Genomic DNA, 13,540 nt, shown 5'->3' on the forward strand with positions numbered 1-13,540 from the left:
GCCCCATAAACCCAAAACAGCTGCGCCCTGCATTTACCTCACAGGCAGCTTGGTCTTTGTTTTTACCTGACCGAAGGCAAAGCTGGATTCAATAGAAGCAATATTGGGCAGGCGAGTTAATTGCTTGCGGATGAACTGCTCGTAGCTTTTGAGCGATTCACTCACTACATGCAATAGGTAGTCGTGATTGCCCGTCATCAGAAAGCACTCTAACACCTCGTCAATCATTTCGATGTGCTGTTCAAAGTCGCGCATGTTCTCTTCAGTGGGTTTTTCAAGTTTCACCAACACAAACACATTCACAGGCAAGCCACATGCTTCTTGGTCGACACTGGCGTGATAGCCGCGAATAATCCCTTGTTTCTCTAATGCGCGAACTCGGCGCAAGCATGGAGAGGGTGACAGTGCCACGCGATCGGCTAACTCTTGATTAGTCAGCCGAGCGTTGCTTTGCAGTTCAGCCAGTATTTTCTTGTCGATCTCATCCATTGGCATATCCCATCAATATTGAAGTTTATTTGGCAATATTATTGCTCAAAGTGTATGTCTTACTTCGCAAATAGCAATTTTTAGCATCTGTGCAAAACTAAAATTAAAGGAGGAACAATAAGCATGGAATGACTTAGGAATTATGAATACATCAACTCAACTTAGCCCGCTGCGTAAAACAACCAAACATGAACAAGCAGAAGCCCTAGCCATTGAGCAAGCAAAGCACTTTGGTATCGACCCAAACAGTGATTACGGCATCACGCTTATCGAACTGGCGACGACACTGTACAAAGCCAATACCAAGACTCACGACCTTTGGGCATTGACCGTTGATGGACTTTCAGAACTCGATAAAAGTGACCGAATCGCTTGGTTTAACGCCAAACGCTTCTTGTCATTCCAGATAGCTAAAATCCTCGATAACCTACAAAATCCGATGCGTGCCACTTACCAATCCATTGCCACCAATAATGGTCATTTTGCGTCTAAAGGTGCGTATCCAATTTTCGATAATGTGGCTGCTATCTTCTCGGCAAGCCCGGTTATTACGCGCACTGCCACGTATTTGTTTGCGTGCACAGAATGGATTGAAGATGCGTTCAACGGTAAAGAGCCGCTGCACGATATCTATTCTCGACTGCTTAACCCAACATCGATTTCACTGGCTAACCACATGGTTGATATTGAGGCAGGCTCTAGAGCCAACGAATACCTCGCGTGGAACTTTAATTCTGGCATGGCGGCCATTGATGGGTTGTTGAGTCACTTGCTCGGCCATGAGGACATTGTATTGGCTTCACGTAACATCTATGGCGGTTCTTACCAGCTGTTGGAAGATTGGTTTGGTAAGCCTTCGAATCTGAATATCGCGGTAGAGTGGGTGGATGGTTACTCAGGTGATGAGTTTGCGACTCGCCTTGATGAGGTTGCCGAAAAATACTCTGATCGCCTCGCCGCGGGTAAGAAGATCTACGTTTACCTTGAGTCACCGTGTAACCCGCATGGATACGTGTTGGATGTTGCGAGTATAAGCAAAGCTGGTCACGTTCGTGGTTGGGATGTGATTGTTGACTCGACAGTAGGCACCCCATTGCTGCACCCAGTACTCAAACGCGACGATGTGATGGAAAGGCCAGACTATGTCGTTCATTCCTACACCAAAGAACTGGCGGGTTCTGGCACCACAACGGCTGGGGTTGTGATTGGCCGCAATGAGACTATGTTTGTGCCGAAAGGAGAGGAGGTCACTTTCACCAAACCTAACGGCGATAAGGCAACCATTCCATGGAACGAAACGCTGTTTTGGAATGTGTATTACATCAAAGGCGCTTTCTTAGATGCAGACAAAGCGTTTGAAGTGCTCAATGGCATGAAAACCTATGAGATGCGTGTGGTGCAAAAAACGATTAATACACTGACTCTCGCAAAGATCTTTGATGCTCACCCGGACATCAATGTGTCGTGTCCTGCTTTGCCAGACTGTGATAACTATGAGCATTGCCAGAACAACATGTACTTAGGATTACCCGCGGCGCTGTTTACTATCGATATGGAAGGGAACGGCCATCGTGCACCAATCAATCGAGATGGGTTTAAACAGTTCTTCGATATGCTTGAGCCCGCAATCGGTATGCAAGTGAGCCTAGGGCAAACCAATACAGTCGCGTTATGTCCGGCACTGACCACGCACTCAGAGCTGAGCGACGAGGCTCTCAATGAAGCCGGCATCAGACCAACCACAATGCGTATCTCTATTGGCTTAGAAGATCCTCGCATGTTCATTGCTCATATTATCGAAGCAGCGAAGTTATCGATTGACCGCAAACACGCTGATTTCTCATCGAGCTTCCCGAGTAACGACCGTATCGATGAAATCTATATGCAAACTTATATGGATGTACACCAGAGGTTTGTGAAGAACTTGCCGAAGTTTAGTCAGCTCACTCAGTAAATAAAAAAACACCCTGCTGACTTATTAATCGGCAGGGTGCTTATCTCTAACCAATTTCTTAGTCCTTGGTCTGATGACCAGTCTTCTTGGCGAACTTTTGCATAGCCTCAGCAAAGGTTGTTGTCCCGCCTTTCGCTTTAACTTGAACGACTTTATAACCTAGCTTTTCCAGTGCTTGGCGCTCTGCTAAAACCGCTTTATCGTCTGGCAGACTACCCTGTACAGGCTGATGAATGTAGCACCCTTCTAGTTGACCATCTTCGACCAGTTGGTGGTGTTTCAGTGCATTGATATCAAAATTCATAGTCAGTCTTTTCGTTTAAATGGAGAGTCTCTGTGGCAAAGGCCGCAAGTCTTTATAATTCTATGGTTTGTACCATACGGCATTTTAACTATAAGAAGCTAGTGCAAATACAGTAATCAGATACCAAGAAGTCAATCTCAATACTTTTGCTTAACTGAACGTGATCGCGTGTCATCAAATGGCAATTAACGCTTACTACTGGTGGGTAATATGGCGTCAGATTTCAGAGCACCACTACTAACTAAGAGAGTGTTTTATGTTCAAGAAAACACTGATTGCCGCTTCTTTAGCTATGACAGCAGCTTACTCAATTGCTGCCCCTGCGCCCGTTCAGGAAACGGCACCAGTCGCTGTATGTACTGGTTTCAATCACAGATTGATAAATTGAAGCGCTGTAACACTCTTCTATTGGCATAGCTCGCAATAGCTTGGTTGATTGGAGAGTGAATCAAGGCTTAACGTTGCCAATGTTTCTTTGAAAGGGGAGTTTTGTAAGGCGGTGGAGAGGGTGTCAACTTCCTTAGTCGAGAGCAAACTGGCGTGCCTAAACAGAACGTAATCTAATGCAACGTGTAGATATAACGTTGAGAAATCTGGCTGAAGTAAATCATGGGTGTTATTCAGTTGTTTGACAAGTGATTGAACACTTCTTTGAATACCTTCCTTTCCTCTAACTGTCAGCACATTTTGCTCAGCGTCAAAGCGGCTCAATGCAGCGCAGCGAAATGCTACTTCCATGAGAGTCTTACTCATTCCTAATAACGACATGCGTTCATCGTCACTCGTCTTGGTTGTTGTGAGTGTCGTAGTTGGGTAAGTTTGTAATAGAAACTCACAAATCATTAAGCTCTCGGTGAGTGCAATACCATCACTGGTTTCTAGAACCGGAATGGTACTAAATGGATTGATTGTGACTAATGCTTGGGGTGTCTGCCATGGATCGACCCATTCAAGTTCAAGGGGTGCATTACATAGATAGGCAGTGGCCACCACCGCTCGTGAGAATGGTGAGGTATCATTTAAATACAGTTTCATGAGCGATTCCTTTGCTAAGAACTTATTTGAGCAGTGTTTAGTCCCTGCTGTTTGGTTGATGTAAATGCAATGCAGAGTATTGATAAAATCAGCGCACTCGCACTGAGCATAAATAGGACGTTGTAGCTGGTGAGTTGCGGAGCGTACTGAGCCATAACAAAGCCAACCACGCCTTGCGAAACAGCAAAGGCCATTGTCATTGCTCCCCAAGATTTAGTGTGGAGCTGCGTGCCAACGAGTTCTAAGGTGTAAGTTGAGACGAGTGTTACGATACCCGGAGTGAACATACCGACGAGTAGCGACGAAACAAAAAGCGCAACTTCACCTGTGTTTATTAACGGAAGCGCAACGCCAGTCGCCTTACAAATAAAGGCAGCTAATAGCGCTTTTTTGAGCCCAACCTTATCACCCAATATACCGGTCACTATTGGCCCGAGCGCCGATCCGATACCAAATACGGCCCAATAAAAGCCGCCGCTAGCAAAACTCATCCCCAGCTCACGAACAATATAGTCGACCCAAAAAAGAGTATGAGGTAAGTAACCAATAGCGCTAAAGGTATAGGCTAAAAGTACAAGTCGAATACTGACACGTTTACGCTTAGACAAGTCCCTAAACGAAGCTGGGCTCATCGCACAATCACTCTGTTTAGCCTCAAGACTCCATGTTTTCCATGTCAGAACAGTTGCTAGAAAAGCGATGGCTCCCATACCTAACCATGCGCTTTCCACACTTTGATAGATAAGCAGAGGTATGATCGTTCCTGAGAGCATGGCACCAAGCCCGATCCCTGAGAATACGACGCCACTGATTCTTGCTTTCATCTCTTGTGGATGAAGGCTAGCAATCATGGGTGGTGCGAGCACCATAAGAATGGCTCCCGATATTCCTGCAATGGTTCTCAATGTTAAAAACCATTCAAAGGGGGCAGTCTTTAAGGCACAACCAAGATAACTAAAGCTGCTCAATAAAAGAGAGGTGCGTATGAGTGTACCGCTTGAATAGTATCGCTGTAGAAAGCTTGAAGCGGGAGCCCCAAAGATATAGCCAATGAGCGTGGCAGCGCCAAGGGTTGACGCATCTTCACTTGAGAACCATCCGCTCTGTATGAGCACAGGCATCAAAGCAATGTAGGCAAAGCGGCCAATGCCATTGCCGACTAATGTTGCCGCAAGCCCTGCGAAAGTGGCGCGGTTTAAGAGTTTCATTTGCTGCATGTCGCGCCTGATGTTTGTGTTTGTAACATCACGCTAACATTTTAATCTGAGTGCTCTCAAATGAGTTTTTACTCTAATGCTTGGAGTTTGATGGTGATTTATATTCTCTGTAAATGTCAGATCGGTCATTTACATCGTCAATCTGTTTGTGATGGTAGGGAAGGGGGAAATGGACTATCAACTATTGCAAGAGTTGGGGAAAGTATCTGGGAGTTTACTTTTCTATATTCTGATTAATTATTTGTTCCACCACACCATTCAATATTCCCAGAATCATGGCCTTCAATTGGATATTTATAGCTTCATCACTTCTGCTGGAGATCGGCCAGCAAACCATAAGTCACACATTGCTTTCATCTTTGCTTCACTACTACGGAAAAAATGCTCATAGCCTGCGCAAAGGTAGTTGTCGTGGGAGCTATTAGCTCTAGGAATAAAGCGTTGTTTTGGGCAACCTCCGTTGCAGAGTTTTATATATGGGCACTGCTTACACTTTTCGCTGAGATCTTTCTTCTTGATACCAAACTCGTAGTTCTGGGTACTGAAGTTCATTTCATTAATCGTTTTTGAATGAATGTTCCCTAGTTTATGCTCCGGATAAACATAATGGTCGCAATTGTAGATGTCTCCATTTGCTTCCATCGCAAAAGCACTGCCACACCGCGGAGCCATTGTGCACATATTGCCTTGTTCACCCGCCCAACCTGCGAGAGTGTTATCGAAATAAGGCACGAATATCTGACCAACATCATGCTTCACCCAATAGTCAAAGATGGTTGCGAGGAACTGCCCAAACTTTAAAGAAGGTACACTCCATTTCGTCAACTTAGCCGAGCTATCATGCTCTGGGTCAACTAAATATAAGCCTTCAAATGTCGGCTTGGTTGCTGTTCTTTCGACTAAGGGAATATATTGATGTACTTCGCTACCCAAAGCTTTTAAATGTTGATATACCTCCAATGCATGGTCAACATTGTGGCTGCCAATGACCGTTAAAGTATTGAACTGAACGTGATGTGCACGCAATAAATCGATGGCTTGTACTACCTTGCGGTAGGAACCTTTGCCAGAGCGACTCGTTCGATATTTGTCGTGAAGATGCTCTGGTCCATCAATTGAAATGCCAATCAAAAAGTGGTTTGTTTTGAAAAACTGACACCATTCATTATTGAGTAATAGGCCGTTAGTTTGCAGCGTATTCTCTATGGATTTCCCTTTCGCATATTTGTTTTGCAATTGGACTGCTTTTTTATAGAACTCAATCCTCATCATCAAAGGTTCGCCGCCTTGCCAAGCAAAAGTCACATGGTCAGTATGTTGAGCCAATATGTGTTGCTCAATATAAACTTCTAACGTTTCATCCGACATTTTCCAGTTAGTATTACGCTCGGGGTATAGCTTTTCTTTCTCAAGATAAAAGCAATAGTCACAATCTAGGTTACACACAGAACCTGTTGGTTTACTCATAATATGAACAGACTTAGATACTTCCATATTTATTCCTCAGATTGTGCAGGTAGGATTTTATGTCCTACCTGCCTAACGTTAATGACAGTCGTGCAAATCGTTGTTACTTTTCAGCTTTTCTAAAACCGTCAGGTATATACTGAGTGAAATCAACGCCTTTGCAGTCCGGTTTGTACCCCATAGGTGCAGGGAAAGGAATGGTGTCACAACTTGCCGCAAGATTTTGTTGAATCGCGACGTTTCGTTTAACGACTGTAGGGAAAATACGGACGCCATCAGCTCGCATGTCATACATTTCTTGAGGATCGCTAGACAGATCATAGACAGCTGGGATCTGACGTTTAACAGGGGCTTCTGGCATAATATCTTGATCGTAGAAATGCAGTTTCCAATCATTCCATTTGTATGCCTGAATGATTTGTCCATTACTGATATAAAAACCATCACGATTAGATTGCTCTATGTCGCCTTTCAGATGAGCCCACTGGCTAATACCATCGATATGACGATCAGATGGCATCTCATAGCCGACAAGTTCGCCAATTGATGGCATGACATCAACAACATGCACAATTTCATTACTGACGTTTTTCTCCTTCACAGTGCCTGGCATAGAAGCGATAAATGGCACACGTATTGAACCTTCAAGCGCTGTAAAATAATTGCCTCTCCATGGCGCCGCTATGCCATGGTGAGGGTAGTGCCACTCTGGACCGTTGTCTGACATAAAGATAATCAATGTGTCTTTTCTTGCATCGGCTTTATCAATGGTGTCGATGATTTGCCCTGCACGAAAATCAATTTCATGTAAAACATCGGCATAATCTCCTTTGCCTGTCACTCCTGCAAAATCTGGGTGAGGAATCGTAGGCAGGTGAGGCTGAGTGAAGGAGACAAAAGTAAAGAAAGGACTGCCTTCTTCTAATTGTTGACTGATGTGTGTAATCGCTCGTTGAGTGACTTGCTCATCAATAGTTCGGCGAGTCTCTAAATTAAAGTCCATGACATCTTTTGTCTTTCCATCGACGGTGTCTTGGATTTTTGGGACGTACCCATCTTCGTTTTCAAAGTGGAGTTGTGATGAATAGAGCGATTCATCTGAAGTATTAAGCACCCCAAAGAAATCATCGAATCCTTGATCCAAAGGTGTGCGACCTTCAGTATCTCCAAGGTGCCATTTACCATACATGGCGGTGTTGTAACCTTGTTCCTTTAATTTATTGGCCATGGTTACCTCCCAGTTCACCATGCCGTAATCCATGCCCCAAACAACCTCTGTTGTTGCCGTTCTCAATGGGCGTCTACCAGTCATAAATGCCGAACGAGTAGGAGTGCATTGAGGCTCAACATTAAAGTTTGTCAGCCTGATGCCTTCTTCTGCTAATTTATCTAGGTTTGGTGTCGCGACGCCTCGCGTACTGCCATACGACTGAAGCTCTCCAAAGCCCAAGTTGTCGACCATCATAATGACCACATTGGGTTGCTCTGTTGCCGTTGCTGATAGGGAAGGCAGTACACCGGCTAAAACGGTAGCTAACACGCTTTTTCTCATCATATTTGCTCCAATGAACATTTCTAATTGATTTCTTTTGAAAAGAATAACGCCTGGGCTTAGAATTTGAAGTGATGGATATTTATGAAGGGTATAACTATGAGGAATAGTGAGTTTTCAAAGATTAGATCGCTTGATCTCAACTTACTAAAAACATTGCTTGTTCTATTAGAGCAAAAGCATATATCTAAAAGTTCAGAGCTGCTGTTTATTACTCAACCTGCTGTTAGCAAGCAGTTATCAAAGCTTCGAGAGATGTTTGATGATCCTCTTTTGGTGAGAGTTGGGAATCAATTGGTGCTCACGCAAAAAGCGATTCAGTTATATCCCAAAGTCGATCTGCTATGTAATCAGTTCAAAAACTTAGTCGATTCAGAAGAGCTTGATTTAAGTGAGGTGACACAGAATGTCACTATCATGCTTTCAGATTACGCAAGCCCTCATTGGATGGCGCAAATCATTAAAGATGTATCAACGCATGCCCCTAATGTGACGGTGACCTGCAAGAGTTGGAGCTATGAGAATATAAAGAAACTGACCTTGGGTGAGATCAATTTTGCGTTAGGGTCTCTGCCAGAAGGCCTTTCTGGGTTCGAGACTCATGAAATCGGAGAGAGCTCTAGTTCACTGATTGCGAGACGTGAGCACGCGATTTTTTCTATTAACGACCAATTAGAACAGTCTCTTTCAAGCTTCCCGATTGTTAAAATTCGAGGCTCGCACCGATATCAGAACATATATGATGAGCTGATCGGCGAGAGCCCGGTACTGCTTGACGAAGCGACACTCTGGTTAGCTCTGGAAACCGTCAAATCAACGGACGCTTATCTGGTTGGGCCCAGCAAATTTATTGAAAGCATTGATGACAAAAACTGCTACAGCAGCATCCCATTGCCAATGTTAAAACCCATTCCCATTTCTATGTGCTGGTCTATCGGGCTTAGTGACGACCCTTTCTATAACTGGATGAAAGATATGATGATTGAAATAGGGAGTCGCATCGTCAACGAATAGCAAGGACGACAGAGTGTCCTTGCTAATTACTCACGTTAGCTTGCTTTGGAAGCTTCGTGCTGTTCAATCATGAACGCAATGGCTTCATCGCTTAAACAAGATTTACTCACATATTGGCGCTGTTTTCCAATATGAAGGATAAAGCCGAGATCGGTCTGCTCAAGTTGGTCGATGTCACTCCACGCGATAGTGTTGGTGGCTTTGTGGTTTTTGTAACTCACCCCGTTAGCATCACCTTGAAAGACTATTTTGCTACCAGCGCCAGAGCTGATTCTTTGTCTCCACAGCCACCAGGTTCTTTTGCAGTACACGCTGAATGCTTCAATCACACTCAAAACAATAAAGAACCAGCCAACATAGCCGTTAGGTAATAGTTCAAACTCCAGTAGAGCCACACCAAAAATAAGAAACAGTATTCCTTTTAAGTAGGCTTTTGGAAATTGAGTCGGAAGGCTTGTTTGATCATAACACTCTGCGAAAAACGTCTTGTCGAGGGTATATTCTGTGGTGAAACCGGATTCTTTTGACATGTGTGGTTACTTTAAGGTTCTCTGTGAGTGGACTTTCTTTCAATTAGGCATTCCATGCTGCGCTCTTGCAACTTGAGCATTGTATCGCTTCTCGGTATTTTTCTTTAGCGGTTTTGAGGCTCTTTTGTAAATCAATACTACTGGCAATATTGACTCTGCCTAGGGTTTAATCAGCTGCCCATTCGTGTAAACGGCTTAATTAATCTAGCAACTAATTTTTATTTCTATCGTCGTACGCTTGTCTTGCTTGTTCGACTTGTTGCTTGTGTGTGTCAGCCCAACATACTAGCGCGTAGAGCGGCTTCACAATATCGCTGCCTAATGATGTTAGCTCGTATTCAACTCGAACAGGTACTTCTGGATATACCGTTCTACTCACATAACCATCTCGTTCTAAATCTCTTAGGGTTTGAGTGAGCATTCGTTGTGAGATGCCTTCGATTCTTGATTTCAGAGCGTACTTATCGATTCCGTAAATCTAATTTTTCACACGATAGTTATTGGCATATGCTAATAACTAGGCGTATTCTGAGCTCCTGACCATCAATAACAGGGAGTTACCATGTTATATGCAGTACCTTGCCGCGACCTTCATGTCGGCAATCACTTTGCTCGTTCTCCGGAGATAGCTATTGTCGATGAGCGACAACAAATCAAGCATCTTATCCCTTTGGTTGAGTTAGATAGCCCGTGCAATAAGAAGAAACAATGGATGTCTGTTGTTAAATCTTACGATGTGAAGGCTGTGGTGGTTCGACACATAGGGAAGAAGATGTTGGCGCACTTGTTCAACAACGATATTCGTGTCTTTGCGTCTAAAGGAAAGGCGGAACTGGTTACTTTGGACTTCAACAATCTGCAAGAAGTGACCGAGCTTGATTATGGTCGAGAGTCGAGAAATAGCGGGTGTAGCAAAAAAACGTGCGTCGAGAAAGGACACAAGAAAGAAACGTCGATTCTCACGCCCCAGTTGAACAGATTCAGTGTTATTCGAGGTATCAGGAAATGACCTTCTTACTTACACTCATGGCTTTTGTTGGTGTTGTGGCATTAATGGCAATAGGCGTGATTTTTTCACGTAAGCCAATCAAAGGGAGTTGTGGAGGGCTCGCGCAGTTAGACATCGAGCGCGAATGCAATTGCAAGGATGTGTGCGAAGAGCATAGCCGAACGTTGTATCAGATCACTGAGCCATCAAGTTAAGTCTTGGGAATCAGTGGTCTTACGCTAAATCATTTCTGGTTAGGACACGAGTTAAGCGCCTTGAATGACCAACGCATGGCCGTTGACGATGCATTTGGCGACTTTGGCTCGTGCTCGCTTAATGATATTGCCGAACGTTTGGCGAGACACCTGCATTTGTTCGGCGGCTTCAAGCTGGCTCAATCCTTCTTGATCAGCCAAGCGTAAGGCTTCTAACTCTTCTAATAACAGTTCTTCTTTATGAAGCTCGTCCATAGGAATGCCATTAGGCTTAAAACAAGAGTAAGCCGCACGGGTACATAACTGGCGATGTTTTTTTGGTCGAGCCATATCAATCTCTAGGAATCTAAGGGTAAAAAGGAATAAGGGTAAGTATGAAGGTTTTCATTCCTCACAACCATCGGCGCTGCCAAGTATGCAGCCAAGGTTTTTTCGCAGACAGCCCCATTTGTTTTGAAGCCGTTGGCGAGCGCGAGACTTTAGTCAATCATAAAGCCTTGGCCAATCATGAAGCTTCAATTAAGTATGAAACTTTAATAAAATATGAAGCTTTTGCCAAGATTGTACCAACAGATAAAGTTGAGGGCTACGATGGCATCATGCAGGGCGGTATTGTTACCACATTACACGACAGCGCTATGCTGCATTGTTTGTTCCAAAATAGTATCAATGCAATGACGGTGAGTTTAACGTCTCGCTTTCATCATCCAATAGCTATTGGTCAAGAGTTAGAAATTCGCGCTCAATGGGTCAAAAGCAGACGCAACATTCACTTCTTAGAGAGCAAAATCACTCAGAATGGGAAGCTGTGTTCATCGGCACAAAGTCAGTTTATGTCTTAGGTTTACAGCCCAATATTTTGCAGAATAATTAGGGTTCTCTATAGTTAAAGTAACAACTATTAAAGCTAGGGCAGCATTGAATTTATCACAAACTCTTTTCACTTCTGAGGACGCTAAGGTGTGTTCGTTAGGCGAGCCTTTGCACTCGATTCAATTCATCGCTGCCTTTTTCTGGAGGGCTGCTGATGCAAAAATTCTTCAAATCGACACTTCGATACTGTGCTCTTTCAATCGTTTTACTTTTTCCATTCTTCAGCACTTTTGCTTCATCTGCTTCGCTTAAAGTTGGTGTTTACCCTTGTCCGCCTTTTGTTATTGGCTCTATGGATAATGAGTGGGATGGACTCAGCATTGAGCTGTGGGAAAAGATAGCCCAAGACATGGACGTTGAGTTCACAGTAGAAAATCATCCTCTCGATGATTTACTCAGCTCCATTGAAGCGGGGCAAATCGATATTGGTGTCTCTTGTATTTCAATCACGCCAGAACGTGAACTGTTCGCCGATTTCTCACACTCATTCTACGAAACCCACCTTGCTATCGCAGTGAAGAAGAAAGGCTACCTAGAGACTTTACATTCGATATTCTTGAACCCTGCGTTGTGGCTCATTATTGGAGTGATCGTGTTTGTCGCTGGGGCTATTGGCGCATTTTTCTATGCATTGGAACATGGAGAAAACGAAAAGCTCTATTCCATGAAAAGCCGTACGGGGCGTTGGCTAGAAAGCTTTATCTTAGGTTTGCTTTTTATTACCCGCGGTCCCTTCAATTATTTTGAATTTAAGAGCTTAACTGGCCGAATTGCGACAGTGTTCATTGGTGTATTCAGCATGCTTTTTATCGCCAGTATTACCGCTGTGTTAGCGAGCAAACTCACGCTTAGCCAGGGCTCTTCACAGATTAAAGGTATTAATGATCTTGCCAATGTCAAAGTGGGCGTCAAGGTCGCGACCACATCCTCTCTGTTATTGACTAGCTTTGGCATCAGACACGAGAACTACATCGATATGCCAAGGCTTTTGGTTGCTCTAGAGGAAGGGGAGGTAGATGCAATTGTAGCCGATGATGTAGTGCTCAAATATATGATAGGTAACGGCAGAATGAGCGGGCAGTTTGAAGACTTAGAGGTGTTACCGTATCAACTAGAGAAACAAAACTATGGATTCATCATCACGGAAAATAACCCGTATGAAGAAGAGATTAACCGCGCACTGCTGCAAATTCGGGAATCTAGGAAGTGGCGTAAAATCTTAGTCGAATATTTTGCGGATAAGTAATCGACACCAGTGACAAGCTTTGAGCTTTCTGGGTATTTATCGTTACAGCTGGTCAGAATTAGAGACTTTGTTTTTCTTGAAGTATTTGAACGCTGTCCAAACGACATAAGCCGCAACGCCCACAATCAATGCAGAGCGAAGGAGAATAGGCGCATCATGTTCAAGTTGGCTAACGTGAGGAACAATACTCGCAAACAACCGACTGGTGAACAGCAGCCCCATAACTAACATAATAACTTTATTCATGTGACCTGCCTTTCAATGAGATACGTTACACAGAACAAATTATCGGCGGGTTAGGTTATCAACGCGACCAAGAACGGTTCTGCTTGGAAATAAAAGCATGCGCTTCTCAAACGTCACCGTCAACGCGATATCGGTCTAAAGCCAGTAAGCTAAAATTTCGTTTTTGGAAGAGGGTTGTTCTGTCAGATGCAGTTAGAGCACGGGACCATTAAAGGAGTTAAGGAATCTACAATAGTTATGTCAATGTATTGGTTTATTACTAACGTAGCCAAAGCAGTACGCTGAGTATTTGTCAAGTTATTATCTTTGAAATTTACAACTCATTTAGAATTATCAACTTCAAAGATAATATTGCTTAACGAGATCAGATTATTCGGATCTTACCGTGTCGGATATATCTTTTCGACTAC

Annotated in this window: 16 protein-coding genes and 1 pseudogene; 7 read left to right on the forward strand and 10 right to left on the reverse strand. The window is 43.8% G+C overall.

The annotated features are described in order from the left end of the window. Window positions 1-33: 33 nt before the first annotated feature. Window positions 34-489, reverse strand: a complete 456-nt coding sequence (locus OC193_RS06710) for an Lrp/AsnC family transcriptional regulator (protein ID WP_048658462.1) — start codon at window positions 487-489, stop codon at window positions 34-36. 142 nt (window positions 490-631) lie between these two features. Between OC193_RS06710 and OC193_RS06715 the strand changes: the two genes are divergently transcribed. Beyond that, window positions 632-2,443 carry a PLP-dependent transferase gene (locus OC193_RS06715; protein WP_048664836.1) on the forward strand — a complete coding sequence of 604 codons (1,812 nt, stop codon included), beginning with the start codon at window positions 632-634 and terminating at the stop codon, window positions 2,441-2,443. A 58-nt stretch (window positions 2,444-2,501) separates the two neighbouring features. On the opposite strand, the gene OC193_RS06720 is transcribed toward OC193_RS06715, so the two are convergent. Next, a complete protein-coding gene (locus OC193_RS06720; protein WP_048658464.1) occupies window positions 2,502-2,747 on the reverse strand; it encodes a hypothetical protein in 246 nt (81 codons plus the stop codon). Between the two features lie 256 nt (window positions 2,748-3,003). Here OC193_RS06720 and OC193_RS06725 point away from each other — a divergent pair, with 256 nt between their 5' ends. Next, window positions 3,004-3,135, forward strand: coding sequence for a hypothetical protein (locus OC193_RS06725; RefSeq protein WP_259739745.1), 132 nt, complete (start codon window positions 3,004-3,006; stop codon window positions 3,133-3,135). 17 nt (window positions 3,136-3,152) lie between these two features. Here OC193_RS06725 and OC193_RS06730 read toward each other — a convergent pair whose 3' ends face one another. From OC193_RS06730 to OC193_RS06745, 4 genes are all read right to left on the reverse strand, one after another. After that, a complete protein-coding gene (locus OC193_RS06730) occupies window positions 3,153-3,782 on the reverse strand; it encodes a glutathione S-transferase N-terminal domain-containing protein (protein WP_048664837.1) in 630 nt (209 codons plus the stop codon). A gap of 14 nt (window positions 3,783-3,796) precedes the next feature. Beyond that, complete coding sequence (locus OC193_RS06735; RefSeq protein ID WP_048664838.1) at window positions 3,797-4,999, reverse strand: YbfB/YjiJ family MFS transporter; 1,203 nt, start codon at window positions 4,997-4,999, stop codon at window positions 3,797-3,799. A 294-nt stretch (window positions 5,000-5,293) separates the two neighbouring features. After that, a complete protein-coding gene (locus tag OC193_RS06740) occupies window positions 5,294-6,493 on the reverse strand; it encodes an anaerobic sulfatase maturase (protein ID WP_048664839.1) in 1,200 nt (399 codons plus the stop codon). Window positions 6,494-6,569: 76 nt separating this feature from the next. Beyond that, the gene (locus OC193_RS06745; RefSeq protein ID WP_048664840.1) at window positions 6,570-8,021 is read right to left on the reverse strand and encodes a sulfatase-like hydrolase/transferase; all 1,452 of its coding nucleotides are present in this window, start codon (window positions 8,019-8,021) and stop codon (window positions 6,570-6,572) included. Between the two features lie 81 nt (window positions 8,022-8,102). Between OC193_RS06745 and OC193_RS06750 the strand changes: the two genes are divergently transcribed. Then, window positions 8,103-9,032 carry a LysR family transcriptional regulator gene (locus tag OC193_RS06750; protein ID WP_080967352.1) on the forward strand — a complete coding sequence of 310 codons (930 nt, stop codon included), beginning with the start codon at window positions 8,103-8,105 and terminating at the stop codon, window positions 9,030-9,032. Between the two features lie 35 nt (window positions 9,033-9,067). Here OC193_RS06750 and OC193_RS06755 read toward each other — a convergent pair whose 3' ends face one another. After that, window positions 9,068-9,562 (reverse strand): YcxB family protein, encoded by a 495-nt coding sequence (locus OC193_RS06755; RefSeq protein WP_048664842.1) that lies wholly within the window; start codon window positions 9,560-9,562, stop codon window positions 9,068-9,070. 211 nt (window positions 9,563-9,773) lie between these two features. Continuing rightward, a pseudogene (locus tag OC193_RS06760) lies at window positions 9,774-10,019 on the reverse strand (winged helix-turn-helix transcriptional regulator); the annotation flags it as partial. A gap of 105 nt (window positions 10,020-10,124) precedes the next feature. On the opposite strand from OC193_RS06760, the gene OC193_RS06765 reads away from it, so the two are divergent. Continuing rightward, window positions 10,125-10,571 (forward strand): NifB/NifX family molybdenum-iron cluster-binding protein, encoded by a 447-nt coding sequence (locus OC193_RS06765; protein WP_048658471.1) that lies wholly within the window; start codon window positions 10,125-10,127, stop codon window positions 10,569-10,571. Continuing rightward, window positions 10,568-10,765, forward strand: a complete 198-nt coding sequence (nqrM, locus tag OC193_RS06770) for a (Na+)-NQR maturation NqrM (protein ID WP_048664843.1) — start codon at window positions 10,568-10,570, stop codon at window positions 10,763-10,765. The genes OC193_RS06765 and nqrM overlap by 4 nt, the downstream gene beginning before the upstream one ends. A gap of 51 nt (window positions 10,766-10,816) precedes the next feature. Here the strand turns inward: nqrM and OC193_RS06775 are convergent, their stop codons facing one another. Then, complete coding sequence (locus OC193_RS06775; protein WP_048664844.1) at window positions 10,817-11,095, reverse strand: DUF134 domain-containing protein; 279 nt, start codon at window positions 11,093-11,095, stop codon at window positions 10,817-10,819. Window positions 11,096-11,139: 44 nt separating this feature from the next. Here OC193_RS06775 and OC193_RS06780 point away from each other — a divergent pair, with 44 nt between their 5' ends. Together OC193_RS06780 and OC193_RS06785 are read left to right on the forward strand one after the other, a co-directional pair. Beyond that, entirely contained in the window at window positions 11,140-11,607 is a 468-nt protein-coding gene (locus OC193_RS06780) for a PaaI family thioesterase (RefSeq protein ID WP_048664845.1), read from the forward strand. 185 nt (window positions 11,608-11,792) lie between these two features. Continuing rightward, window positions 11,793-12,884 (forward strand): transporter substrate-binding domain-containing protein, encoded by a 1,092-nt coding sequence (locus OC193_RS06785; RefSeq protein ID WP_048664846.1) that lies wholly within the window; start codon window positions 11,793-11,795, stop codon window positions 12,882-12,884. A 42-nt stretch (window positions 12,885-12,926) separates the two neighbouring features. Here OC193_RS06785 and OC193_RS06790 read toward each other — a convergent pair whose 3' ends face one another. After that, on the reverse strand, window positions 12,927-13,130 hold the full coding sequence (locus OC193_RS06790) for a hypothetical protein (protein ID WP_048658476.1): 204 nt from the start codon (window positions 13,128-13,130) through the stop codon (window positions 12,927-12,929). Between the last annotated feature and the right edge of the window lie 410 nt (window positions 13,131-13,540).

This window comes from Vibrio crassostreae, from assembly GCF_024347415.1.
Classification (GTDB): domain Bacteria; phylum Pseudomonadota; class Gammaproteobacteria; order Enterobacterales; family Vibrionaceae; genus Vibrio; species Vibrio crassostreae.